Origin of the sequence: Yoonia sp. R78084, assembly GCF_044595625.1 — a bacterium.
Classification (GTDB): Bacteria; Pseudomonadota; Alphaproteobacteria; order Rhodobacterales; family Rhodobacteraceae; genus Yoonia.
The window spans coordinates 981,386-1,004,620 of record NZ_CP138993.1 but is presented as its reverse complement, the minus strand read 5'-3'; the positions used below and the strand labels follow the sequence as shown (position 1 = coordinate 1,004,620).

Here is a 23,235-nt window from a genome sequence, read left to right as displayed (position 1 = left end):
GATAAAATGAAACTCAAAACAGCCCTGATGGGCGCTGTTGCCTGCCTTGCGATTGCGCCGATGGCCCATGCGCAAGAGCGCGGCCGCGACGGCAACGTAAATATCATCTATTGGCAAGCTGTCTCAATCATGAACCCGTTCCTGTCGGGTGGTACAAAAGACATCGAAGCGGCCAGCCTCGTGCTCGAACCGCTCGCGCGCTATGACGAAACCGGCATGATGGTGCCTTATCTGGCAACGGCTATTCCGACCGTCAGCAATGGCGGCGTGTCCGAGGACCTGACATCCATCACATGGCAGATCGACCCCGATGTCGTCTGGTCCGATGGCTCGCCAGTAACATCGCGCGATGTCCAGTTCACATTCGAATACTGCACCGCTGACGGTGGTGGCTGTGCGCAAGGTGCGAAATTCTCGAACGTGGAAAGCGTCGAGATGATCGACGACAAGACAGTGAAGGTGAACTTCACTGGCCCGGCACCGAACCCCTATCAGGCCTTCGTCGGCCATGAATCACCTATCATTCAGGCGGCCCAGTTTGCAGAATGCCTTGGCCCACGGGCACCTGAGTGCACCGATGCCAACTTCATGCCCATCGGCACGGGTCCGTTTGTGGTGACAGACTTCCGCGTCAATGACGTGGTCCAGTTTGAAGCCAACCCGAACTACCGCGACCCAAGCAAGCCAGCCTTCGCAACCGTGACCTTCAAAGGTGGCGGTGATGCAACGGCCGCTGGCCGTGCTGTTATGGAAACTGGCGAATTTGACTACGCCTGGAACATGCAGCTTGCACCTGATGTGATCGCCTCCATGGCCGAAGGCGGCATGGGTGTGCCGGTCTCTGCATTCGGGACTTTGGTCGAGCGGATCGAGATGAACCTGACCGACCCATCGCCAGCACTGGAAGAAGGCGTGCGCTCGACTGTGGCCGCACCACACCCCTTCCTGACAGATGCCCGCGTGCGTGAAGCGCTCTCTATCGCTATCGACCGCGATCTGCTGGTTGAAGTAGGTTACGGTCAGGCTGGTCGTGCGACCTGTAACCTCGTGCCGGCCCCTGCGCTTTATGCGTCCGACAACACCGCCTGTCTGACACAGGACATGGACCGCGCGAATGCGCTGTTGGACGAAGCAGGCTTCATGATGGGCTCCGACGGTGTCCGCGTGAACGCAGACGGCGTGCGCCTGTCGATCCTCTACCAGACATCCACGAACGCAGTGCGTCAGGACTTCCAGGCCCTGATCAAGCAGTGGTGGGAAGAGATTGGCGTTGAAACCGAACTGCGCAACATTGATGCGGGTGTCTTCTTTGGTGGTGACCCGGGTTCGCCCGACACATTCCAGCGTTTTTATGCAGACGTTGAAATGTACGCCAACAACTTCCCCGGCACAGACCCACAGGCCTATCTGGGCGCTTACTTGTGCGACAACATCCCATCGCCGGAAACACAGTGGCAGGGCGAGAACATTAACCGTGTCTGTGACCCGGCCTATGATGCGCTTTGGGCCGAGTTGGCCGCGACTGCGGATCTCGAAGAGCGGGGCCGCATTGGCCGCGCGCTCAATGATATGCTGACAAAAGACAGCAACATCATCGTGCCGCTGGTCGACCGTGGTCGTGTGTCTGCACATTCCGTCACACTTGGCGGCGTTGTCCTGAACACATGGGACAGCGAGCTGTGGAACATCGCCGACTGGTACCGCATCAGTCAGTAAATCACTGACGCAGCCCCGGACCACGATCCGGGGCCTCTTGCCCCGCGCAAGAGGTCCCGGGAGCAAGTCCGGGACTGCGCCGCCCCTTCCTTCTTCCAAAGCCATGTACAGAGGCGTCGTAAATGCTGACCTACACCATCCGTAGATTGCTGCTGTCGATCCCGACGCTTATCTTCATTGCTTTTGTGATTTTCATGCTACTGGAGCTTGCCCCCGGCGACCCGATGGCCAGCATGCCCCTGTCGATCCCGCCCGAAGTGCGCCAGCAAATGCGCGAGGCACTGGGACTGGGCGAGCCTTGGTGGATCCGCTTCCCGCTCTGGCTCAACCAGTTCTTTATCGTCGAGCCGCAATACTGGATCGACAACGCCTTTGGCACCAATTTTGCCGATGGCGCACAGCGGATCATCAGTTTCCAGTCGCGCAGCCCCGTTTTTGACGTGATCGCACAGCGCCTGCCACAGACGCTCTGGGTTGTGGCGATGTCTTATGTCGTGGGCGTGCTGATCGCCCTGCCCATCGGGATTATCAGTGCCTACAAGCAGTATTCCGTCTTCGACAATGCGGGTACCTTCGTCAGCATGATCGGTTTTTCGGTGCCGCCCTTCTTTTCGGGCGTTCTGCTGATCGTGATCTTCTCGGTCCAGCTGCAATGGCTGCCGTCGATCTATGACACCACGCTGGTGGTGAATTCGTGGGAGACATTCAAGACCCAGCTTTTGCAGATGATCATGCCTGTGATGGTGCTGGCGCTGCAAACCACAGCACAGGTCAGCCGCTATATGCGCGCGTCGATGCTGGATAACCTCAGCCAGGACTACGTGCGCACAGCCCGCGCCAAAGGCATGTCGGAAAGCGTGGTCGTGCTCAAGCATGTGCTGCGCAACTCGATGATCCCTGTTGTGACCGTGATTGCATTGGGCATTCCGTCGATCTTTGGCGGTGCGATCATTACCGAGCAGATCTTCAAGGTGAACGGCCTTGGTCAGCTTTTGATTATCGCGCTGCAAGGCTCGGATATTCCGATGGTCATGACAATCACCTTCCTGCTCGCGGTGCTGATCGTGATGATGAACCTGATTGCCGATGTTCTTTACGGCATACTTGATCCGAGGATCCGCTATGACTGATGCAACCGTGGCAAAAGAAGTGATCGAAAAGCCCCGCAACCAGTGGCTGGATGTCTGGGACCAGTTCAGGACCCACAAAGGGGCGGTGTTCGGCCTTGGCTTTCTAATCTTCATCACGCTTTTCGTGACCATTGGTCCATGGCTTTGGCAGGTGGACCCCGGGAAGCTTGATATCCGCAACAAGGATGTGCGCCCGATCTACATGCTGCTGTTTGATAGCGACGCCAAGGTGAACTGGGCCAACCCGATGGGCACTGACAATCTGGGCCGCGATATTATGGCCAACATCATGCAAGGCGGACGTATTTCATTGGCCGTAGGCTGGACAGCGATGATTTTGGCTGTGTTCCTTGGCACGCTGATTGGTGTGCTGGCAGGGTATTTCCGCCGCCTTGACGGGTTGCTGATGCGTTTCACCGATCTGGTGCTGTCGCTGCCCCTTCTGCCGCTCTTGCTGGTCATGATGCTCTTGTTCCGCGATCCGCTGCGTGCGGCGTTTGGGCCCGAGAACGGAATATTTATCCTGATCGTTGTGGGCATCGGGATTACCTCATGGATGCAGACCGCACGCATTGTCCGCGGTGACGTCATGGCGCTCAAAGAGCGTGAATTCGTCCTTGCCGCACGATCCATCGGCACACCGCCACGGCGCATGATCACGCGGCATATTTTGCCCAATGTGCTGTCACCCATCATGGTCTCGGCCACGCTGGGCCTAGCCACAGCGATCATCACCGAAAGCGCGCTGTCGTTCCTTGGCCTCGGGTTCCCGTCGGATTTCCCCACATGGGGCAAGATCCTGTTTGACAGCGTTGACCGCATGACAGCCTTCCCCGAGCGCGTGTTGTGGCCCGGTCTGGCGATTTCGCTGACTGTGCTAGCTGTGAACTATATCGGCGACGGTCTGCGCGATGCGCTTGATCCGCGGATCAGGGGCTTGTGATTTGCCTTAGGGCTTGCGCGTCATATTTCTGAAGGAACGGGACAAACCCGTTCCAACAGGAGATCGCATCAATGACACGCATGACGGCCAAGGACTTTGATCAAGAGCTGCTTGATCTATACGATTTCTACGCACACGGCAAAATTTCCAAACGTGAGTTTCTGGATAAGGCGGGCAAATTCGCCGTGGGCGGTCTCACGGCTGCGGCCCTGCTCAGCATGCTCAGCCCCGATTACGCGCTGGCACAGCAGGTGTCGTTCAATGACCCCGATATCGTGCCCGAATATATCACCTACCCCTCGCCCAACGGCCATGGCGAGGTGCGTGGCTATCTGGTGAAACCCGCCAATGCCACAGGCCCCTTGCCTGCGGTGCTGGTGATCCACGAAAACCGTGGTCTGAACCCCTATATCGAAGACGTTGCCCGCCGTGTTGCCAAGGCAGGGTTCATGGCGCTGGCTCCTGATGGTCTGACATCCGTGGGCGGCTATCCCGGAAATGACGCCGAAGGGCGCGAACTACAGCGCACAGTAGACGGAGAGAAGCTGATGAACGACTTCTTCGCAGGGTTCGAGCACCTCATGACCCGCGAGGACAGCACCGGCAGCGTGGGCGCTGTAGGTTTCTGCTATGGCGGCGGCGTGGTGAATGCACTTGCCGTGGCCTATCCCGAAATGAACGCCGGTGTACCGTTCTATGGCCGTCAGGCGGCGGTTGAGGATGTGCCGCGCATCGAGGCGCCGCTTATGCTGCAATATGGCGCGCTGGACGAGCGGATCAATGAAGGGGCGGCGGCCTATAGCGCGGCACTCGCAGCCAACGGCAAGGTGTTTGAGGAATACTTCTACGAGAACGCCAACCACGGTTTCCACAACGACAGCACGCCGCGTTATGACGAAGCGATGGCAGAACTGGCGTGGGACCGCACCATCGGATGGTTCAATACGCATCTGACGTAAGGGGTGTGGGTTTCACGTACCCTACGGAATGAAAAAGGGCGGCGCTTTGCAGCGCCGCCCTTTTGCGTAGGGTGGGTTTAAACCCACCTTACCTTTAATCAATCTTCGGCAGCAATTCATCCAAGGACTTCTTCGCATCACCATAGAACATGCGCGTGTTGTCCTTAAAGAACAGCGGGTTCTCGATGCCCGAATACCCCGTGCCCTGCCCGCGCTTGGACACAAACACCTGCTTGGCCTTCCAGCATTCCAGAACAGGCATACCGGCGATGGGGCTGTTGGGATCGTCCTGTGCTGCTGGGTTCACGATGTCATTGGAGCCGATCACGATGGCCACGTCCGTATCTGGGAAGTCCTCGTTGATCTCGTCCATTTCCATCACGATGTCATAAGGCACCTTCGCTTCGGCCAAGAGCACGTTCATATGCCCCGGCAGACGCCCCGCGACAGGGTGGATCGCAAAGCGCACGTTCTTGCCCTTCGCACGCAGTTTGCGCACCAGTTCGGACACCGCCTGCTGTGCTTGCGCCACCGCCATACCGTAGCCCGGAATGATGATGATGCTGTCGGCCTCGTTCAGCGCCGTTGCAACACCGTCCGCATCAATGGCGATCTGTTCACCTTCAACTGCCATCTGCTCGCCCTGCGGGCCACCAAAGCCACCCAGGATCACGCTGACAAAGGACCGGTTCATTGCCTTACACATGATGTAGGACAGGATCGCACCGGAGGAGCCAACCAGTGCACCCACAACAATCAACAGATCATTGCCGAGCGAGAAGCCGATCGCGGCCGCGGCCCAGCCCGAATAGCTGTTCAGCATCGACACAACGACAGGCATATCCGCGCCGCCGATCCCCATGATCAGGTGATAGCCGATGAAGAGGCCTGCGAGTGTCAGCAGAACCAGCGCCCAAGAACCGCTGCCGCCCATATAGGCGATCAGCAGGATCACAGACAGGGCCGCAGCACCCGCGTTCAGCAAATGACCACCGGGCAGTTTCTTGGCCCCTGTGTCCACTTTGAACGGCAGCTTGCTCGAATTGCCGGCGAGCTTGGCATAGGCGATGACGGAGCCTGTAAAGGTCACCGCACCGATCCAGATGCCCAGCACCAGTTCGACCCGCAGAATGCTGATCTCGACGCTGGATTTCTTGGCAATCAACTGCCCGAATGCGCTCAGCCCGTCATAGATTTCCTTGGGCAGGCCGATGGCCGTAATCCCATCCGGCCCGACAGCGCCCATGACCTGACCATTGGCTTCATACAACGCGCCGATGGTGTTGATCATCAGGTCGGCGTTGAAGCCGACGAAGACCGCCGCCAGACCGACCATCGAGTGCATGATCGCCACAAGCTCGGGCATCTGTGTCATTTCGACCTTGGTGGCGAGTTGATAACCCACCATGCCGCCCAGCGCGATCAGGATGACCGACAAGAGCCCCAGACCGGAACCCGGGCCAACAAGCGTCGCAAAGACCGCCAAAGCCATGCCTGCGATGCCGTACCAGACCGCACGTTTCGCGCTTTCCTGCCCCGAGAGACCGCCCAGCGACAGAATGAACAGGATACCTGCGACCACATAGGCCGCGATTGTGAATGCGTTTTCCATTGCTCTGCCCCTTTAGGATTTCTGGAACATGGCGAGCATACGCCGTGTCACGAGGAAGCCGCCGAAGATGTTGACCGCTGCCATAAAGATACCAAGTGCCGCCAATATCGTGATCAGCGCGTTGCTTGATCCGATCTGGATCAGCGCGCCCAGAATGATGATCGACGAAATCGCGTTGGTCACAGCCATCAGCGGTGTGTGCAGCGAATGCGCCACGTTCCAGATTACCTGGAAGCCGATGAACACCGACAGAACGAAGACGATGAAGTGCTGCATAAAGCTGGCCGGCATACCGGGGATCAGGCCGATGCCAAGGATCAGTGCCGCACCAATCGCCAAGAGACCGACTTGGGTCTTGGTCTCTTTTTTGAAGGCCGCCACTTCGTTCGCGCGCTTTTCTTCCGCGGTCAGTTCCTTTGGCTTTTCCTTCTTGGGCGCGGCGGCAATCGCCGCCACTTTGGGTGGTGGTGGCGGGAAGGTGATTTCGCCCTTATGCGTCGCGGTCGCACCACGGATGACGTCGTCTTCCATGTTGTGGTTTGGCGTGCCGTCTTTTTCAGGCGTCAGATCCGTCATCATGTGACGGATGTTGGTGGCATAGAGTGTCGAGGACTGCGCCGCCATCCGGCTCGGGAAATCGGTATAGCCGACGATGATCACACCGTTGTCGGTGACGATCTTTTCGTCTTTCACAGTCAGTTTGCAGTTGCCGCCACGTTCCGCTGCAAGGTCGACGATGACCGAACCGGGCTTCATCGCCTCAACCATGTCTTTGGTCCAAAGTTCGGGCGCATCGCGGCCCGGGATCAGCGCCGTGGTGATCACGATGTCCATATCAGGCGCGATTTCGCGGAATTTGGCCAGCTGTGCTGCCGCAAATTCGGGCGAGGACACGGCGGCGTAGCCACCCGTCGCAGACCCGTCCTGCTGTTCTTCCTCAAAATCGAGGAAGACAAATTCGGCCCCCATGGATTCAACCTGTTCGGCCACTTCGGGGCGTACGTCGAAGGCGTATGTTATGGCACCCAGCGATGTCGCGGTACCGATCGCAGCAAGACCTGCTACACCCGCACCAACAACCAGCACTTTTGCCGGCGGCACTTTACCCGCAGCCGTTACCTGACCGGTGAAGAAGCGGCCAAAGTTGTTACCGGCTTCGATGACAGCGCGGTAGCCCGCGATATTCGCCATAGAGGACAATGCATCCATCTTTTGCGCACGGCTGATGCGTGGCACCATATCCATGGCGATCACGGTGGCGCCTTTCGCGTTGGCAGCCTCCATCAATTCCTTGTTCTGCGCAGGGTAGAAGAACGAGATCAGCGTCTGTCCTTCGCGCAGTTTCTTGACCTCTGCATCCGATGGCGGGCGCACTTTGGCGACGATATCGGCGGCCTTGTAGAGCGCCGCCGCGGTTTTCGCCACCTCGACACCAGCGTCTTTATATGCCTGATCAGAAAAACCCGCAGCGAGACCGGCGCCGGTTTCGATGATGCATTCATACCCAAGCTTTTGCAGGTCTTTGGCGGATGCCGGGGTCATCGCGACCCGGTTTTCGCCCTCGAATATCTCTTTTGGTGTGCCGATCTTCACGGACCATCCCCCATATCTGTTCTGGCAGTTCCCATGCATTATAGCGCGCAAGAATATTTCACAAGGGGATGGCTGGCATGACATTAAGTGTCATACGCTAACAATCACACCCAGCGGCGCGTCTTTTGGCAATAGCGGGCGAAATCTGCGCGAAATTTGACCCTGAGCCGGTTTTCCTCGGGGATAATAAAGCGCTGCGTGATGGTAAACATAAAGAGCGGGACAAGCAGCAGGGCAACGGGTGCATCCCAGCGCAAGGCGAGCCCCGCAAGCACCAGCGTATCCCCCAGATAGATCGGATTGCGCGTACGCTTGAAGATGCCTGTCGTGACAAGATGATCGGCCTCCAGATGCGGCACGATAGTGGTGCGTCTTTTGCGCATCTCGACCGCCGCAAGCAGGATCAGCACAATCCCGCCGCCCACCAGAAGCCCACCCAAAAGATCCATGACAGGCCCGCCGATGGCCCAGGACATGGGCTGAAGGGCTGCAATCCACCATGTCAGCACGACGGCAAGCAGCAACCACACGGGAGGGATGTCGATCCATTTCATGCCAAGTGTTGTGCCGCAGCGCTTTGCACTTGTCCATGCCCGCTGACCCGTTAGGGTCTGGCAAAACGGAGGAATGATCATGGAACATGCGGGCAAACACGCACTGGTCACAGGCGGCGGTTCTGGTATCGGTGCAGGCATTGCGCTGGCCCTGGCGCAGGCAGGTGCCGAGGTAACAATCACCGGACGACGCGCGGATAAACTGCAAGAGGTTGCATCGCTGTCCCCACGCCTGCACGGCGTCGTCATGGATGTGGATGACGAGGCGTCCGTGCGTGACGTCATCGCGCAAGCTGCCCGCGCCCGTGGCCCGATCCAGATATGTGTTGCCAACGCAGGTATTGCAGAGGGCGGGCCGTTCGAAAAAACCACATTGGCACAATGGCGCAAGACCATGACCACCAACCTTGATGGTGTCTTTCTGACCTTTCAGGCCGCCATGGCGACGCTCGAAGATGCCACCCCTGCCCGCATGATCGTGATCAGTTCGATTGCCGGTGTGCGCGGTCTGAAAAACGCCATTCCCTATACCGTGACCAAACATGGTGTCATCGGTTTGATCCGTGGTTTGTCCGAAGAGTTCATGCGCCGCCCCATTACATTCAACGCGCTCTGCCCCGGCTATGTGGACACCGATATCGTGCGCAACCAGTTACCCGGCCTGATGAAACGCTTTGATCTAAATGAACAGGGTGCGATTGATGTGATCGCCAAGGGAAACCGGCACCTCAAGCTTTTGGAGGTGGATGAAACCACGGCAGCGGCCATGTGGCTCTGCTCGGACGGTGCGCGCAGCGTGAACGGGCAAACGATCCAGATTTCGGGAGGTCAGGTCTAATGATTGGTCCTGTTCTCGTTGTTCTTGTGGCACTGATCCATGCCTATTTCGTGGTGCTTGAAATGTTCCGCTGGGAAGCGCCACGGACCCGCAAGATTTTTGGTACCACGCCGGAATTTGCGGCCGAAAGCAAAGTGATGGCCGCCAATCAGGGCTTGTATAACGGGTTTCTGGCGGCGGGGCTGCTCTATGGTCTTGTCATGGGGGTTGCTGGCGGGCAGATGGTGATTTTCCTTCTGCTTTGTGTCGTCGTTGCCGGATTCTATGCCGCGTATTGTGGCATCAAAGCCGCCCTCTACGGGCAGACGGTGCCTGCAACGCTCGCGCTGCTTGCGCTTTTCTTGAATATCTAGGATCGCACCATGACTGATTTCGCCGCTACCAAAGCCATGTTCCACCTGCCCGAAGGCATGATCTATCTGGATGGCAATTCGCTTGGCCCATTGCCCAAGGCGACGGCTGCGCGTGTCGCGCGCGCTGTGACCGACGAATGGGGTGAGAAGGTGATTACCGGATGGAACCGTGCGGGTTGGATGGCGCAGCCGACCGCTTTGGGCGACCGGATCGGGCGGCTGATTGGCGCAGAACCGGGCCATGTGGTGCTGGGGGATACCCTGTCGATCAAGGTCTATCAGGCGCTCGCCGCCGCCATTGATCTGGTGCCGGATCGCAAGGTCATCCTGACAGATAACGGGAATTTCCCGTCGGATATCTACATGGCCGAAGGCTTGATCAATTCACTGGGGCGCGGCCATGAGCTGCGCATCGTGGACCCCGAGGATGTGGAACATCAGATCAATGATGAGCTTGCTGTGCTTATGCTGACGCAGGTGGACTACCGCACAGGGCGTTTGCACGACATGAAGGCCCTGACAGAAAAGGCCCATGCGGCAGGCGCGCTCACCTGCTGGGATCTTGCACATACCGCGGGGGCCATGGCGGTCGACCTGCAAGGCTGCAACGCCGATTTTGCCACAGGTTGCACCTATAAGTATCTTAACGCAGGCCCCGGTGCGCCCGCGTTCATCTATGTGGCCCCCCGCCATATCGACAATTGCCAACCCGCCTTGTCAGGCTGGCTGGGACATGAGGCACCTTTCGCCTTTGATCTGGATTACCGCCCCGGCACAGGGATCGAGCGGATGCGCGTGGGCACGCCACCTGTGTTGCAGATGGCCGCCCTCGATGCGTCACTCGATATCTGGGACCAGGTGGACATGGACGCGCTGCGTTCCGCCTCGATCGTACTGACCGAGCAGTTCATCGCAGGGGTCGAGGCGCGCTGTCCGCAGCTCACACTTGCCAGCCCGCGCGATCCCCTTCACCGCGGCAGTCAGGTATCCTTTGCCTTCGCGGATGGCTATGCCGCGATGCAGGCCTGTATCGCGCGCAATGTCATCGGTGATTTTCGCGCGCCCGACATCATGCGGTTCGGGTTTTGCCCGCTTTTCATTGACGCAGGCGATGTGGATGCGGCCGTGGATGTGATTGCCGATGTGATGGACAACAGGTTGTGGGATGATCCCGTCTATAAACAGGTCGCACGGGTGACCTAGACGTAAGTGGTATCATCGGCCTCTGGCGGGGTGTCGTAGCCGTGCACCTGAACGTTCAGCGCGGCCCCCAGCAGGATCAGGTAAGCACTGACGTAAAGCCAGAGCAGCAAACCAATCACGGCACCGATGGAGCCGTATACCTCGTTATAGCTGGCAAAGTTTGTCAGATAGAACGACAGCCCCGCCGAGGCCGCAACCCAGAGCACCACGACCACGAAAGCGCCGACGGTAAACCATCGGCCACGGCTTCCGATCCGTGCGGGGCCGAAACGGTAAAGCAAACTCAGCCCCAGCATCAGGACGCCCAAAGCGATCAGCCAGCGGATACCTTCGAGCAGCCACGCCGTTGAATTTGCGACAGGAATGAACGCCAGACCAATCGGCACAATGACCACCACGAACAGTGCGACAATCGCCAAAGTCACCAGAGCAAATGTCAGCAACAAGGCCACGATGATTTGCCAGATGCCGTTGCGCATCCGCTGACCCGCAATCGCGTTCAGCCCGCCAATCAACGCCGCCACCCCTGCCCTGCAAGACCAGAGTGCGAGCATGATCGACACGCCCGTGGCCCAGCCCAGAGCATCCGCCGGTGCAGCCACCAGACGCACAACCTGTGAGGAAATCAAATTATAGGCATCGGGCGGGATGATATCCTGCATCAAGGTCAGCTGTTCGGCGATCACCACCGGATCGGCAATCAACCCGAAAATCGCGATCACCGCGGCAATGCCGGGAAAAATCCCGAACATGCCGAAAAACGCGACACCCGCAGCGATCAGACCAAGATGCTTTTCGCCCGCAGTCGTCCAGACCGCGGCAAGGATCCGCCATATCCGCTTGATTTTGGTCATGCGTCGGGTTGCCTGCCTTTTGTTCATTGCCCTTCAACCTAGTACAAAAGAGCGGCAACCGCCACTTTTCTCAACAGAAACCTGCGGTTGGCTTTGCCATTGACAATATGTCCACAAAAAACGGTCGCGTCAGAGCGCAAGACGCGGTAGGATTTTGAAAAGCCGGGGCCAACCCAGAGGCAGATGCAGTGAACACTTTGAACACACATACCAACACGCTCGCCGAGCGTGTTTTGGAGCAGGACAGTGACCGCTATCTGGTGGCGATTACCGGTGCGCCGGGCTGTGGCAAATCCACCTTGGCCAGCGAAGTCGCGCGGCGTCTGAACGCGCAGGGCCGCAAGACAGCCGTCGTGTCGATGGACGGGTTTCATCTTGATAACCGCATTCTAGAGGCGCGCAATCTGCTGCCCCGCAAGGGTGCGCCTGAAACCTTCGACGCGCCGGGTTTCTTGCGCCTGATCCGCGCACTCATGACCGGCGAAGAGGTCTTTGCCCCGGTGTTTGACCGCACCCGCGATCTGGCCATCGCCGGTGCTGTTGCGGTCCCCTCCGCCGCCCGTGTCGTGATTGTCGAGGGTAATTACCTGATGTTCGACGAAGCCCCCTGGACTGCGCTTGCAGAGCTTTGGGACCTGTCAGTGCGTGTGAATGTCCCGATGCCGGAACTACGCGCGCGCCTGATCCAGCGCTGGTTGAGCTTGAACTATTCCTCTGCCGTGGCCACCCGGCGCGCAGAAGGCAATGACATTCCCAACGCCAGGCGCGTGATTGAACGCGCCCTGCCCTGCGATATTGATCTGAACGGCGAACCGCTCCAGAACGGCATGTCAGCCTAGACAAACACCAACGTGATTGCAGGGAACATCAGCAGAAGAAAGACCCGCACCACATCGGAGCCTACAAAGAAAAGCACCGACCGGTAGGTTGCCGTCATGGGCGTCTCTTTGTCCATGCTGTTGATAATGAACAAATTCATACCCACAGGCGGTGTGATCAATCCCACCTCGACCACGATCAGCACCAAGATACCGAACCAAACCGCCAGTTCCTCGGTCGTCATGCCGAAATCCATTGCCGAGATGACCGGCCAGAAGATCGGCACCGTCAGCAGGATCATCGACAGGCTGTCCATCAGGCAGCCGAGGATCAGATAGAAGACAAGGATGAGAACCATCACCATCCACGGGCTGAAACCCTGGTCTGTGACCCATGCCGAAAGTTCCTGCGGCACCTGTGTCAGCGCCAGAAACCCGTTGTAGAAAGCGGCCCCTAGCACGATGAAAAAGATCATGCCCGTGCCGGTGGCGGTTTCTGTAATGCTCTGGCGGAACACCTGCCAGTTCAGTGTTCCCGAGAACAGCGCGATCAGCCCCGTGCCCATGGCCCCCACAGCGGCCCCTTCGGTCGGCGTAAACCAACCCTGATAGATACCGCCAACTACCAGACCAAAGACGACCAACACCGGCCAGACCGCGCCCAGCGCTTTGACCCGGTCAGCGTAGGCAACACGCGGGCGCGTGCCTGCCTGATCGGGGTAGAGCCGGACATAGATGGCAATGGTCAGCATATAGCCAAGGGCCGCAAGGATACCGGGAATAAATGCGGCTGCAAAAAGCGTGGCGATGTTCTGCTCGGTCAGGATCGCATAGATCACCAGAATCACAGACGGCGGGATCAGGATGCCCAAGGTTCCGCCCGCCGCAAGTGTCGCAGTCGAGAACCCGCCCGAATAGCCGTATTTGCGCAATTCCGGCAGGGCGACCTTGCTCATCGTGGCCGCTGTCGCAAGCGATGATCCGCAAATCGCCCCGAACCCCGCACAGGCCCCGACCGACGCCATCGCCATACCGCCTTTGCGGTGCCCCAGCCATGCCTCTGCCGCCTTGAAGAGCGACCGTGACATGCCCGAATAGGTCGCGAATTGCCCCATCAGCAGGAACATCGGGATGATCGAGAGGTTGTAGCTGGAGAAGGTCGAAAAGACCTCGGACTTGAGCCGCGCCATGAACACGGTGGTGCCGTCGGTCGCCAGCCACAGCCCGCCGATGCCGCACAAAAGCATCGCAAGCCCGATGGGCGCGCGCAGGAAGATCAGCAAGAGCAGCACAGGAAAGGACAAAAAGCCCAAGATCAGATCGGTCATAGGTCGCGCTGCCCTGTCAGCCGCATGGCGGCGCAGTAGAGGCTGACGAGACTGGCGGTGACTGCGGCGCCAAAGCTTGCCGCATAGGCCCACCAGATCGGGAACTGGATCAGATAAGAGGTTTCATTATAGCGGATCTTGTCCTGCATCCCCGCAAAAAGCCGCCATGTGATCAACACGATGGTCGCGGCCATCACAACGGTCCAGAATGTGCTCAGCGCCGCATTGACGCGTGGCCCGAGACCTTTCGTGAAGACATCGACGCGGGCGTGGGCCCCGCTGAGTTGTGTCAGCGGCAAGAAGGCGAAGATCGCAAAGGCCACCCCCGCTTCGACCAGTTCGAAATCGCCAAGGATCGGACCGACACCCAGATCAATCAGCCACTCACCAAGCCCGCGCAAGGCACCGCCGTGGGCCAGATCGCTGAGTTCGCGCCCGCTGACGCTGACGCAGACCATCAGTACCAGCAGGCACAGGACGATGCCGCCAAGCAGGGCCATGACATTGGCGAGTTTATGAATCGCGCGGTGCAGCATCAGCGCGGCTTAGTTGCCTGCGGCGTGTTTGGCAATCAGCGCCTGGGCCTCTTGGTAAAGCCCTGTGCCATCAATGCCTGCCGCATCGGCCTGGGCGATCCAGTTGTCAATCGTGGGTTGGCTGGCCGCGCGCCAGTCGGCAACCTGTGCTGGTGTCAGCGTGATGATCATGTTGCCCGCCTCTTGGGCCAGGGCCCGTCCGGGCGCGTCGTACTCTTGCATTGTGCGCCCCGCGAAAGCAGAAAATTCAAGGCCTGAATTGGCATCGATGACCGCCTGCAGGTCGGCGGGAAGATCGTCATAAGCCTCTTGGTTCATGGCGAAAATGAAGGCGGTTGTATAAAGGGCCTCACCGGGAAATTCGGTGTGGTTGGTGACCAACTCCTGCACTTTGAGCGAGGGAACGACCTCCCAAGGGATCACAGCCCCATCAATGACACCGCGTGACAGGGATTCCGGCACCGCAGGCACCGGCATCCCGACTGCGGTCGCACCCAGTTCGGTAAACAGCGTTGTTGTCGTTCGGGTCGGGGCACGCAGTTTCAGACCGCGCAGGTCGGCCACGTCTGTGACAGGGCGGTTGGCATGGATCACACCGGGGCCGTGCACCCAAAGCCCAAGGGGTTTGAAGGCGGCAAAATCGGTATCCATCATCCGTGTTTCTGCCAGTTCCCAGAAGGCGCGTGATGTGGCTTCGGCATCGGGGGAAAGAAACGGCAACTCGAAAACCTCAAGCTGCGGGAAGCGCCCGGGCGTATACCCTGCGACTGTCCAGATAATATCGGCGACACCATCAATCGCCTGATCAATCAGCTGCGGCGGTGTGCCGCCCAGTTGCATGGACGGAAAACGGTCAATCTTGATACGGCCATCACTGTCGGCCTCGACCTGTTCGGCCCAGACATCCAGAATGTGTGCAGGCACATTCGCCTGCGCTGGCAAGAATTGATGCAGACGCAACGTGACCTCCTGCGCGACGGCAGCTGTGGACAGGCAGGCGGCAGCAAGAACGCTCATCAGCGCGGTACGGGTCGTTTTCATGATGATCCTCCAGAAACAGTTGGCGCCATTGTGGTGATCACAAGCCTGCCCGCAAGGGGCAATTCACCGGATGGATGCGGTCTTTTGTGCGGCAAAGTCACCAGCCTTGCGCCCGATGAACAAAATGCAGCCAATCTGAAAGCACAGCCGCCCGAAACAGACAGCAAGAGAGGCCGGATCGCGCCGCATACTCTCTGCAAGTTGAGTTGTCGTGGCGGCAGACGTAGCATATCTGTCCCATACGCGATAACCTCGCGTGACGTCTGGGGCAGGTCCCCGCGATGGCAGGAGCCCGAACCGCGTGAGCATACACACGACGCCCCTTGATGATCTTGTCGCCTGTCCGCAGTGCGACACGCTGCATACAGCGCATAGCCTGCCGGAAAACTCGCAGGCCCATTGCCAGCGTTGCGGGATTGTTTTGATGACCTCACAACCTTCGGCCATCGCGCGCGTGATTAGCCTTGCGTTGACCGCCTTCGTGATGATGATTGCCGCAATCAGCTTTCCTTTTCTGACATTGGATGCAGGCGGTCTGCAAAACGCGACATCGGTTCTGGACGCGGTGATGGCCTTTAAAGACGGTTATGCGTTCCCTTTGGCGGTCGCAGTCGCTTTCTTTATCATCGTAATCCCGCTGATCCGCCTGAGCGCGCTGATTTATGCGCTGGGTCCGCTGGTACGCGAGGCCAAGCCGCGTCAAGGTGCGCGTCAAGCCTTTGCCTTGGCCGAGAAACTGCGCCCTTGGAGCATGGCTGAAATTTTCATCGTTGGTGTGACTGTTGCGCTGATTAAGGTGGCAGGACTTGCCGCTGTGACAATTGGCCCCGCATTTTGGGCCTTCGCCGGGGTCGTGGTGATTACCGTCCTCAAAGATCAATTGATTTGCAGGTATTCGATTTGGGAAGAGCTGGACAAAGCCTCGGCCTGATTACGGCCCGCAGCGCAGGATTGGTGGCCTGTCAGCGATGTGGACAGGTGCATCCGCTGGAGACGCGCATCTGCAAGCGGTGCGAGGGGCGGCTGGTCAGCCGTGATACCCAGAGCCTGCAGAAGGTCTGGGCCTGGCTGATCGCGGGTATGATCGCTTATATTCCGGCCAATATCTATCCGATGCTGCTGACCTCGACACTGGTTGAACGCTCGGAGAGCACCATCATCGGTGGCGTGGTCGAGCTTTTCGATCACGGCTCTTACGGTATTGCGCTCATTGTCTTTGTCGCCTCGGTGATGATCCCTGTCGGGAAATTCGTCGCCATTATGTATCTGGCCATCAGCGTGCAGCGCCATTCCGGTGAAAACCAGCACGAACGCCACGTGGCCTATGAGGTGGTCGAGTTCATCGGGCGCTGGTCCATGATCGACGTCTTTGTCGTTGCAATCCTGTCGGCACTGGTGCAACTCGACACTATCGCAACCGTCAACCCCGGCATCGCGGCAGTCAGCTTTGCGTTGTCTGTCATTTTTACCATGTTATCCGCACAGGCCTTTGATTCCCGCCTGATCTGGGACGCAGACAGGACCAAGCAGCAATGAGTGATCCGAACACAAACGGGCCAGCACCGCTCGACGTGAGACCCGTCAAAAAGAAGATCTGGCAGCGCCTATCCTTGGTCTGGCTTGTGCCCATCTTTGCCTTGGCAATTTCGCTTTGGGCCGCGTGGCAGAACTATGCTGATCGCGGCACGCTGATCACGATCAGCTTTGAAAACGCGGCAGGGATCACAGCGGGGGAAACCAGTATCAGATACCGCGATGTCACCATCGGTGAGGTGGAGGATGTCGAGTTTTCGGATGGTCTGACCGATGTGCTTGTCCATGCGCGGATTGATCAAACCGTCGCCCCCTTTCTTGATGACGACGCCCAATTCTGGGTTGTGCGCCCTGATGTGTCCGTGCGCGGCATTACCGGTCTCGATACCGTCCTGTCGGGCGTTTATATCGAAGGAAACTGGGACACAGAGGCCGATGTGGCCCAGACACAGTTCATCGGTCTGGAAGAGCCTATCCTGACCCGCGCAAACCAGCGCGGCACCACGGTGACCTTGCGCGCCGATGATGGTGGCAGCATCTCGGCGGGTGCACCGGTGCTGCACAAAGGGATCGAGGTCGGCTATCTGGAACAGCCGCAGCTGTCCCTCAATGGCAGTCAGGTTGTGGTCACCGCCTTTATCGAAAGCCCCTATGACCGCCGCATAACCAGCAGCACGCGATTCTGGGACACCTCTGGCTTTAGTGTCTCATTTGGCACCGGGGGCGTGTCCTTGAACGTCAGTTCACTCGCGTCTGTGATCGAAGGCGGGATTTCATTTGATACTGTTGTCTCGGGCGGCCAGCCAATTCAGGATGGCGCAATTTTTGACATCTTCGATAGCGAAGAGGCCGCACGCGAAAGTCTCTTTACCGATCCCAATGCAGAAGTGTTGCGTGTCGCGGTGCTTTTCGAACAGTCAGTCAGTGGTCTGGCCGTCGGGTCCGAAGTCCGCTTTCAAGGCATCCGTATCGGCGAGGTCAGCGACCTGAACGCCATCGTGGTGGGCCAAGGTGCCAATGCCGAAGTCCGCTTGCAGGCCGTGCTTGCGGTGGAACCTTCACGCCTTGGCATGGGCAGTGACGCCACTGTCGAAGAGGCGTTCAACCTGTTGTCCGATTTTGTCACGCGCGGCCTGCGGGCACGGATGGTGACAGGGAATATTCTGGCGGGTACCCTTTTTGTCGAACTGGTTGAAGTCGAGGACGCGCTGCCTGCAATCATGAACCTGACATCCGGCGACTATCCGGTCATTCCCACTACGGATTCGGAAATCTCCGACGTAGCCGCCACCGCCGAAGGCCTTCTGTCGCGCATCAATGCGCTGCCGGTTGAAGAACTGATGGATGGTGCGATTGACTTGATGGACAGCATCGAACGGCTGGCCAATGACGACTCGACGCGCAATGCGCCGGCGGCGCTTGTGTCCTTGCTGGACGAATCCCGTGCCTTGATTGCCTCAGAGGATTTGCAGGCCATTCCCAATGACCTGCGCACTGTCATTAATGACATCAACGGTCTTGTGGCCGAAGCAAGCGAAACCGGCATCATCACGAACCTTGATGCGGCGATCGCCACCGCGGCACAGGCGGCCACGAATATCGAACAGGCCACACAAAACCTGCCGCAGATCACCGCAGATATCCAGGCGCTGACAACCCGCGCCAACCAATTGGAGCTGGAGGCGCTGGTGGCGTCGGCGACCGAGACACTCAACGCGGTTGATGCCTTTCTGGGAACCGACGATGCAATTGCCTTTCCTGCCGAAGCCAACGCCGCCCTCGTGTCTTTGCGCACCTTCCTTGATGAAGTCCGCGAAGGCGGTGCGATTGAAAATGTGAACGACGCCCTTGCCTCGGCCAGTCAAGCAGCCAGCGCAGTCGAAGACGCGGTCAGCACCCTGCCCGCCCTGTCCGCGCGCGCAAATGATCTGGTGACCCAGATCACGACGGTGGTAAACAGTTATGGCGAGCGGTCCCGCTTCAGCGCCGAAACGCTGTCAACGCTGCGCGATATTCAAGAAGCGTCTGATGCGATTTCCTCGCTCGCGCGCACCATCGAACGAAACCCCAATTCCTTGTTGATCGGACGGTAAATCATGCTTTCACGCTTCACAGTCCTTGTCCTGACAGCCCTTGCCGCCTGTTCACCCCTGGCCGAGCGGGTCGCAATGACACCGCTCCCCTCCTCGGTCGAGCTGCGTCCCTTGGTGGGCAGTGCAATGATCCGGACGGTGTCTCTGCCAACATATGCCGCCGCAGAAGAGATTGCCGTGAAAACTGCCGACGGGCGCATCACATTACGTGAAGACGTGCTCTGGGCGGACGAGCCGGAGCGCGCTGTCACACTGATCCTGACGCGGACCCTCAGCGACATTCTGAACACCGATGTCGGCCCTGACCCTTGGCCCTTCATCGGCCTGCCCGATGTATCCGTCGATGTGCGGGTCGAACGGATGCTGGGGGGTCTGGATGGCACGTTCGAGCTGCGCGGCCAGTTCTTTGTTGCCAGTGAAGGTGCGGATTTCCGCAACAGCACCCACCGTTTTGACATCATGGAACAGGTGACGGACGGATCAGTTGAAAGTATCGCTGCGGCGCAATCGGCTGCCTTGCTGAAACTGGCCGAACAGATTGGCGCTGTGCTCGGGCGTTAACCTACTGCGTCACCCAGCGTTGCCGTGGCGCGCCGCACCTTCAGGTTCGCCCGCACGAATGCCACGATAAAGATCGCTGTCAGCACAAGGATGACAGTCGGCGCAGGCGCGCTGTCGAGAAAAAAGCTGAGATAGACGCCCGTTAGACCTGCGAACATCGTCACCCCCACCGCAATCGGCAGCATTAATGCAAAGCGTTTCGTCAGCAAAAACGCAATCGCCCCCGGTGCGATCAACAGACCGATCGACAGGATAATCCCCACCGCCGAAAGCGTGGCGACAATCGTCAAGGAAATCAGCGCCAACAGCCCGTAGTGCAGCCATCCGACCCGCAACCCGACCGCCTGCGCCTGCACCGGATCAAAGGCATGGAGCATGAACTCGCGTTGCTTGGCCAGAATGATGACCGCAACAAAGGCGGCAATTGTGCCAGCCGTCCAAAGGTCTGCGTTATCAACCCCCAGCATATTGCCAAAGAGGATGTGATCGAGGTGCACATCCGTTGTGATCTTTGTGTAAAGCACAAGCCCGAAGCCGAACATGCCCGAAAACACGATCCCCATGACGGTATCCTGCTTGACCCTGCTATTGGCCGCCAGAAAACCGGTGCTGAGCGCGCAGGTCATCCCCGCCACAAAGGCCCCGATGATCAGCGGGATGTTCAGCATATAAGCAATGACAATGCCCGGCAGAACCGCGTGGCTGATGGCATCGCCCATCAGCGACCAGCCTTTCAGCACAAGATAACAGGACAGCAAGCTTGTTGGCACAGCAATGATCGCCATCATCAGGAAGGCTTTGTTCATAAAGGCGAACTGGAAGGGAAAGAGGAGCGTTTCCATCAACTGCCCTCCAGTGCAGCGGCCGCACGGCGGCGCGCGGCCAGATAGCCGTGTTTGGGCGCAAAAACAAAGGCTCCAAGAAAGATCAGTGTTTGCAAGCTCACGATGATCCCGCCTGTGGCGCCATCAAGATAATAGCTCAGATAGGCGCCTACAAAGCTGGTCCCTGCCCCGATGGTGACGCTCAGCACCAACAACCGTGGGAAACGGTCTGTCAGCAGATAGGCTGTCGCCCCCGGTGTCACGACCATGGCAATCACAAGAAAGGCACCCACGGTTTGCAAAGCGGCAACGCAAGAGGCCGCCAGCAGCGTAAAGAACACCGCGCGCAACAGATCGGGCCGCAGCCCGATGGACCGCGCGTGGTTTTCATCAAAAAACGCAACCATCAGGTCTTTCCATTTGGCCAGCAGCACTGCCAAGGTCACAAACCCGATGATCGCCAGTTGCAGTGTATCGGAGGGCGTGATCGCAAGGATATTGCCCATTGTGATCGTCTGAACGCTCACCGATGTGGGCGAGAGCGACACCATGAAAAGCCCCAGCCCGAAGAAGGACGTAAAGATCAGACCAATGATCGTGTCCTCTTTCAGCCCCGATCGCTGGTTGAGAAACAGCATCGCCCCTGCGGCCAACCCGCCTGCGGCAAAGGCCCCCAAAGCAAAGGGCAGACCCAGCATATAGGCCCCCGCCACGCCCGGCACGATCGAATGGCTGAGCGCGTCACCGATCAGCGACCAGCCTTTGAGCATCAGATAGGCAGAGAGAAACGCGCAAACCCCGCCGACCAAAGCACTGACCCACATGGCGTTGAACATGTAGCCATAGCTGAAAGGTTCCAGCAAAAGCGCAATCATGTGGGCTCTTTCTCGGTGCTGCCGTCCTCGCCGTAGACAACAAAGGGGCGCTCGTCATCGGTGATCACACGGATCTGGCGACTGTCATCATCGTCGTGCAGGTCTGACCCACCCAGCACGAAGTGACGCAATACGCCACCAAAGGCGATTTCGAGGTTTTCGTGGGTAAAGACATCTGCGGTCAGACCGTAGGCCAGCACCGTTTGCTTGACCAGAATTGTGCGGTCACAGAACTCCGGCACGGACCCAAGATTATGGGTCGAGACCAGTATCACCCGCCCCTCATCACGCAGATCGCGCAAGAGGGCGACGATCGCATCCTCGGTTTGCACATCAACGCCGGTGAAGGGTTCATCAAGCAGGATCACCTGCCCTTCCTGCGCCAAGGCGCGGGCCAGAAACACCCGCTTGCGCTGTCCGCCTGATAACTCGCCGATCTGACGCTTGCGGAAATCCGACATATTCACCCGCGCCAGTGCATCAGCCACCGCCGCATGATCGGCGGCTTTGGGGCGGCGAAAGAACCCCATGTGGCCATAGCGGCCCATCATCACCACATCCTCGACAAGGACCGGGAACGACCAATCCACCTCTTCGGATTGCGGCACATAGGCCACGATATTGCGGCGCAGCGCCTCTTGTACCGGCATGCCAAGCACCGAGATTTCGCCGCGTGCGGCAGGCACGAACCCCATGATCGCCTTGAACAGCGTTGATTTTCCGGCACCATTTACCCCCACAAGGGCGGTGATCGTCCCTGTGGGGATTTCAAAGCTCGCGTTATGCAGTGCGGTGTGCCCGTTGCGGTAGGTCACCGTCACATTCTGCGAGATGATGCCGGGGCTTTGGATCATTCAGTCAGGCCTGCTGCAATGGTTTCTGTGGTGACGCGCAAGAGATCAAGGTAGGTCGGCACGGGGCCGTCCGCCTCTGTCAGGCTGTCAACATAAAGGACGCCCGCATATTCCGCATCTGTCTCGCGCGCGACCTGCTCGGCGGGGGCCTGACTGACAGTGCTTTCGCAGAATACGGCAGGGATATCGTTCTCGCGTACTGTATCAATCACGCGGCGCACCTGTTGGGGCGTGCCTTGCTGGTCGGCGTTGATGGGCCAGAGGTAGAGTTCCTGCATCCCGAAATCGCGCGCAAGATAGCTGAAGGCACCTTCACAGCTGACAAGCCAGCGCTGTTCGGCAGGCACGGCAAGAATCCGGTCGCGCAGAGGCGCAATCGTCGCAGTGATTTCGGCTTTATAGGCCTCGGCGTTGGCACGGTAGGTTTCGGCATTGTCGGGGTCATGTTCGACAAAAGCGTCGCGGATATTGTCGACATAAATCAACGCGCTCTCAAGGCTCATCCAGGCATGGGGGTTGGGTTTGCCGTCGTAGGACCCTGACGAGATGCTGAGCGGTGTGATCCCGTCAGAGAGTGTCACGCTGGGCACATCCGAGAGGTTGCTGAAGAACTGTTCAAACCAGAGCTCAAGGTTCAGCCCGTTCCACAGGATCAGATCGGCATCCTGCGCGCGGATGATATCGCGGGGGGTGGGTTGATAGCCGTGGATTTCGGCCCCTGCCCGCGTGATGCTTTCCACAATCGCCGCGTCACCTGCCACGTTCTGGGCCATATCGGCGATCACCGTAAAGGTCGTGACGGCTTTGAAACGGTCTTCCTGGGCCATGGCGGCAGAGGAAAACACGGCAGCGCAACACACAAAGGAGAGGCATTTGATCATAGTCATTGGAGTGTCCTTTCGGTAGAGAACTGTCAATCGAAAAGATGCTTATGCGACTTATTCGCAATTGTAAAATGAAATGAGAATGGTTCTCATGTAGTCACGAAGAGGTGATCATCAGACCGTGATAGCTCTA

At 58.5% G+C, this 23,235-nt stretch carries 24 protein-coding genes; 12 read left to right on the top strand and 12 right to left on the bottom strand.

Features of this window, described 5'->3' with window-relative positions; all coding sequences use genetic code 11:
• The first annotated feature begins 6 nt into the window (after positions 1-6).
• The 4 genes from SJY29_RS05165 to yghX all read left to right on the top strand — a co-directional run bounded on the left by SJY29_RS05165 (position 7) and on the right by yghX (position 4,748).
• Entirely contained in the window at positions 7-1,716 is a 1,710-nt protein-coding gene (locus SJY29_RS05165) for a peptide ABC transporter substrate-binding protein (protein ID WP_400087640.1), read from the top strand.
• Between the two features lie 122 nt (positions 1,717-1,838).
• Positions 1,839-2,846, top strand: a complete 1,008-nt coding sequence (locus SJY29_RS05160) for an ABC transporter permease (RefSeq protein WP_110280476.1) — start codon at positions 1,839-1,841, stop codon at positions 2,844-2,846.
• A complete protein-coding gene (locus SJY29_RS05155; RefSeq protein ID WP_400087638.1) occupies positions 2,839-3,789 on the top strand; it encodes an ABC transporter permease in 951 nt (316 codons plus the stop codon). The genes SJY29_RS05160 and SJY29_RS05155 overlap by 8 nt, the downstream gene beginning before the upstream one ends.
• A 71-nt stretch (positions 3,790-3,860) precedes the next feature.
• The gene (gene yghX / locus SJY29_RS05150) at positions 3,861-4,748 is read left to right on the top strand and encodes a YghX family hydrolase (RefSeq protein WP_400087636.1); all 888 of its coding nucleotides are present in this window, start codon (positions 3,861-3,863) and stop codon (positions 4,746-4,748) included.
• 94 nt (positions 4,749-4,842) lie between these two features.
• On the opposite strand, the gene SJY29_RS05145 is transcribed toward yghX, so the two are convergent.
• The 3 genes from SJY29_RS05145 to SJY29_RS05135 form a co-directional block, all read right to left on the bottom strand.
• On the bottom strand, positions 4,843-6,360 hold the full coding sequence (locus tag SJY29_RS05145; RefSeq protein WP_076658733.1) for an NAD(P)(+) transhydrogenase (Re/Si-specific) subunit beta: 1,518 nt from the start codon (positions 6,358-6,360) through the stop codon (positions 4,843-4,845).
• A gap of 12 nt (positions 6,361-6,372) precedes the next feature.
• Complete coding sequence (locus SJY29_RS05140; protein ID WP_400087634.1) at positions 6,373-7,953, bottom strand: Re/Si-specific NAD(P)(+) transhydrogenase subunit alpha; 1,581 nt, start codon at positions 7,951-7,953, stop codon at positions 6,373-6,375.
• Between the two features lie 104 nt (positions 7,954-8,057).
• Positions 8,058-8,507 carry an isoprenylcysteine carboxylmethyltransferase family protein gene (locus tag SJY29_RS05135; protein WP_110280471.1) on the bottom strand — a complete coding sequence of 150 codons (450 nt, stop codon included), beginning with the start codon at positions 8,505-8,507 and terminating at the stop codon, positions 8,058-8,060.
• 79 nt (positions 8,508-8,586) lie between these two features.
• Here SJY29_RS05135 and SJY29_RS05130 point away from each other — a divergent pair, with 79 nt between their 5' ends.
• Genes SJY29_RS05130 through kynU form a run of 3 tightly spaced genes read left to right on the top strand, consistent with a single transcriptional unit; the run spans position 8,587 to position 10,901 of the window.
• Positions 8,587-9,345, top strand: a complete 759-nt coding sequence (locus tag SJY29_RS05130) for an SDR family NAD(P)-dependent oxidoreductase (RefSeq protein ID WP_400087630.1) — start codon at positions 8,587-8,589, stop codon at positions 9,343-9,345.
• Positions 9,345-9,698, top strand: coding sequence for a DUF1304 domain-containing protein (locus tag SJY29_RS05125; protein ID WP_400087627.1), 354 nt, complete (start codon positions 9,345-9,347; stop codon positions 9,696-9,698). Before SJY29_RS05130 ends, SJY29_RS05125 begins: the two co-directional genes overlap by 1 nt.
• Before the next feature lie 9 nt (positions 9,699-9,707).
• A complete protein-coding gene (gene kynU, locus SJY29_RS05120) occupies positions 9,708-10,901 on the top strand; it encodes a kynureninase (RefSeq protein ID WP_400087624.1) in 1,194 nt (397 codons plus the stop codon).
• Here kynU and SJY29_RS05115 read toward each other — a convergent pair.
• On the bottom strand, positions 10,898-11,755 hold the full coding sequence (locus tag SJY29_RS05115; protein WP_400087621.1) for a YihY/virulence factor BrkB family protein: 858 nt from the start codon (positions 11,753-11,755) through the stop codon (positions 10,898-10,900). The two genes, kynU and SJY29_RS05115, sit on opposite strands and share 4 nt — an antisense overlap.
• A 188-nt stretch (positions 11,756-11,943) precedes the next feature.
• Here SJY29_RS05115 and SJY29_RS05110 point away from each other — a divergent pair, with 188 nt between their 5' ends.
• Positions 11,944-12,594 (top strand): nucleoside/nucleotide kinase family protein, encoded by a 651-nt coding sequence (locus tag SJY29_RS05110; RefSeq protein ID WP_400087618.1) that lies wholly within the window; start codon positions 11,944-11,946, stop codon positions 12,592-12,594.
• Here SJY29_RS05110 and SJY29_RS05105 read toward each other — a convergent pair.
• The 4 genes from SJY29_RS05105 to SJY29_RS05090 all read right to left on the bottom strand — a co-directional run bounded on the left by SJY29_RS05105 (position 12,591) and on the right by SJY29_RS05090 (position 15,667).
• The gene (locus SJY29_RS05105) at positions 12,591-13,901 is read right to left on the bottom strand and encodes a TRAP transporter large permease (RefSeq protein WP_400087615.1); all 1,311 of its coding nucleotides are present in this window, start codon (positions 13,899-13,901) and stop codon (positions 12,591-12,593) included. The genes SJY29_RS05110 and SJY29_RS05105 overlap by 4 nt on opposite strands.
• Complete coding sequence (locus SJY29_RS05100; protein ID WP_400087612.1) at positions 13,898-14,437, bottom strand: TRAP transporter small permease; 540 nt, start codon at positions 14,435-14,437, stop codon at positions 13,898-13,900. The genes SJY29_RS05105 and SJY29_RS05100 overlap by 4 nt, the downstream gene beginning before the upstream one ends.
• Before the next feature lie 9 nt (positions 14,438-14,446).
• Entirely contained in the window at positions 14,447-15,478 is a 1,032-nt protein-coding gene (locus SJY29_RS05095; RefSeq protein ID WP_400087609.1) for a TRAP transporter substrate-binding protein, read from the bottom strand.
• A 63-nt stretch (positions 15,479-15,541) separates the two neighbouring features.
• Positions 15,542-15,667 carry a hypothetical protein gene (locus SJY29_RS05090; protein ID WP_400087606.1) on the bottom strand — a complete coding sequence of 42 codons (126 nt, stop codon included), beginning with the start codon at positions 15,665-15,667 and terminating at the stop codon, positions 15,542-15,544.
• 112 nt (positions 15,668-15,779) lie between these two features.
• Between SJY29_RS05090 and SJY29_RS05085 the strand changes: the two genes are divergently transcribed.
• Genes SJY29_RS05085 through SJY29_RS05070 form a run of 4 tightly spaced genes read left to right on the top strand, consistent with a single transcriptional unit; the run spans position 15,780 to position 19,665 of the window.
• Entirely contained in the window at positions 15,780-16,409 is a 630-nt protein-coding gene (locus SJY29_RS05085) for a paraquat-inducible protein A (protein ID WP_400087603.1), read from the top strand.
• Positions 16,379-17,014 (top strand): paraquat-inducible protein A, encoded by a 636-nt coding sequence (locus tag SJY29_RS05080; protein WP_110280464.1) that lies wholly within the window; start codon positions 16,379-16,381, stop codon positions 17,012-17,014. Before SJY29_RS05085 ends, SJY29_RS05080 begins: the two co-directional genes overlap by 31 nt.
• The gene (locus SJY29_RS05075; protein ID WP_400087600.1) at positions 17,011-19,104 is read left to right on the top strand and encodes an intermembrane transport protein PqiB; all 2,094 of its coding nucleotides are present in this window, start codon (positions 17,011-17,013) and stop codon (positions 19,102-19,104) included. Before SJY29_RS05080 ends, SJY29_RS05075 begins: the two co-directional genes overlap by 4 nt.
• Positions 19,105-19,107: 3 nt before the next feature.
• Positions 19,108-19,665, top strand: a complete 558-nt coding sequence (locus SJY29_RS05070; protein ID WP_400087597.1) for a membrane integrity-associated transporter subunit PqiC — start codon at positions 19,108-19,110, stop codon at positions 19,663-19,665.
• On the opposite strand, the gene SJY29_RS05065 is transcribed toward SJY29_RS05070, so the two are convergent.
• The 4 genes from SJY29_RS05065 to SJY29_RS05050 are packed head-to-tail and all read right to left on the bottom strand — an operon-like array spanning position 19,662 to position 23,105.
• On the bottom strand, positions 19,662-20,507 hold the full coding sequence (locus tag SJY29_RS05065) for a metal ABC transporter permease (RefSeq protein ID WP_400087594.1): 846 nt from the start codon (positions 20,505-20,507) through the stop codon (positions 19,662-19,664). The genes SJY29_RS05070 and SJY29_RS05065 overlap by 4 nt on opposite strands.
• Positions 20,507-21,364 (bottom strand): metal ABC transporter permease, encoded by an 858-nt coding sequence (locus SJY29_RS05060; protein ID WP_400087591.1) that lies wholly within the window; start codon positions 21,362-21,364, stop codon positions 20,507-20,509. The genes SJY29_RS05065 and SJY29_RS05060 overlap by 1 nt, the downstream gene beginning before the upstream one ends.
• Complete coding sequence (locus SJY29_RS05055; protein ID WP_400087589.1) at positions 21,361-22,218, bottom strand: manganese/iron ABC transporter ATP-binding protein; 858 nt, start codon at positions 22,216-22,218, stop codon at positions 21,361-21,363. The genes SJY29_RS05060 and SJY29_RS05055 overlap by 4 nt, the downstream gene beginning before the upstream one ends.
• Positions 22,215-23,105: a metal ABC transporter substrate-binding protein gene (locus SJY29_RS05050; protein ID WP_400087586.1), complete on the bottom strand. Its 891-nt coding sequence runs from the start codon at positions 23,103-23,105 to the stop codon at positions 22,215-22,217. Before SJY29_RS05050 ends, SJY29_RS05055 begins: the two co-directional genes overlap by 4 nt.
• Positions 23,106-23,235: the final 130 nt, after the last annotated feature.

Bases quoted from the DNA above. Each gene is read 5' to 3' on its own strand.
- SJY29_RS05165 (WP_400087640.1), top strand. From the start codon at position 7: ATGAAACTCAAAACAGCCCTGATGGGCGCTGTTGCCTGCCTTGCGATT.
- SJY29_RS05160 (WP_110280476.1), top strand. From the start codon at position 1,839: ATGCTGACCTACACCATCCGTAGATTGCTGCTGTCGATCCCGACGCTT.
- SJY29_RS05155 (WP_400087638.1), top strand. From the start codon at position 2,839: ATGACTGATGCAACCGTGGCAAAAGAAGTGATCGAAAAGCCCCGCAAC.
- yghX (WP_400087636.1), top strand. From the start codon at position 3,861: ATGACACGCATGACGGCCAAGGACTTTGATCAAGAGCTGCTTGATCTA.
- SJY29_RS05145 (WP_076658733.1), bottom strand. From the start codon at position 6,360: ATGGAAAACGCATTCACAATCGCGGCCTATGTGGTCGCAGGTATCCTG.
- SJY29_RS05135 (WP_110280471.1), bottom strand. From the start codon at position 8,507: ATGAAATGGATCGACATCCCTCCCGTGTGGTTGCTGCTTGCCGTCGTG.
- SJY29_RS05130 (WP_400087630.1), top strand. From the start codon at position 8,587: ATGGAACATGCGGGCAAACACGCACTGGTCACAGGCGGCGGTTCTGGT.
- SJY29_RS05125 (WP_400087627.1), top strand. From the start codon at position 9,345: ATGATTGGTCCTGTTCTCGTTGTTCTTGTGGCACTGATCCATGCCTAT.
- kynU (WP_400087624.1), top strand. From the start codon at position 9,708: ATGACTGATTTCGCCGCTACCAAAGCCATGTTCCACCTGCCCGAAGGC.
- SJY29_RS05115 (WP_400087621.1), bottom strand. From the start codon at position 11,755: ATGACCAAAATCAAGCGGATATGGCGGATCCTTGCCGCGGTCTGGACG.
- SJY29_RS05105 (WP_400087615.1), bottom strand. From the start codon at position 13,901: ATGACCGATCTGATCTTGGGCTTTTTGTCCTTTCCTGTGCTGCTCTTG.
- SJY29_RS05100 (WP_400087612.1), bottom strand. From the start codon at position 14,437: ATGCTGCACCGCGCGATTCATAAACTCGCCAATGTCATGGCCCTGCTT.
- SJY29_RS05095 (WP_400087609.1), bottom strand. From the start codon at position 15,478: ATGAAAACGACCCGTACCGCGCTGATGAGCGTTCTTGCTGCCGCCTGC.
- SJY29_RS05090 (WP_400087606.1), bottom strand. From the start codon at position 15,667: ATGCGGCGCGATCCGGCCTCTCTTGCTGTCTGTTTCGGGCGGCTGTGC.
- SJY29_RS05075 (WP_400087600.1), top strand. From the start codon at position 17,011: ATGAGTGATCCGAACACAAACGGGCCAGCACCGCTCGACGTGAGACCC.
- SJY29_RS05070 (WP_400087597.1), top strand. From the start codon at position 19,108: ATGCTTTCACGCTTCACAGTCCTTGTCCTGACAGCCCTTGCCGCCTGT.
- SJY29_RS05065 (WP_400087594.1), bottom strand. From the start codon at position 20,507: ATGGAAACGCTCCTCTTTCCCTTCCAGTTCGCCTTTATGAACAAAGCC.
- SJY29_RS05060 (WP_400087591.1), bottom strand. From the start codon at position 21,364: ATGATTGCGCTTTTGCTGGAACCTTTCAGCTATGGCTACATGTTCAAC.
- SJY29_RS05055 (WP_400087589.1), bottom strand. From the start codon at position 22,218: ATGATCCAAAGCCCCGGCATCATCTCGCAGAATGTGACGGTGACCTAC.
- SJY29_RS05050 (WP_400087586.1), bottom strand. From the start codon at position 23,105: ATGACTATGATCAAATGCCTCTCCTTTGTGTGTTGCGCTGCCGTGTTT.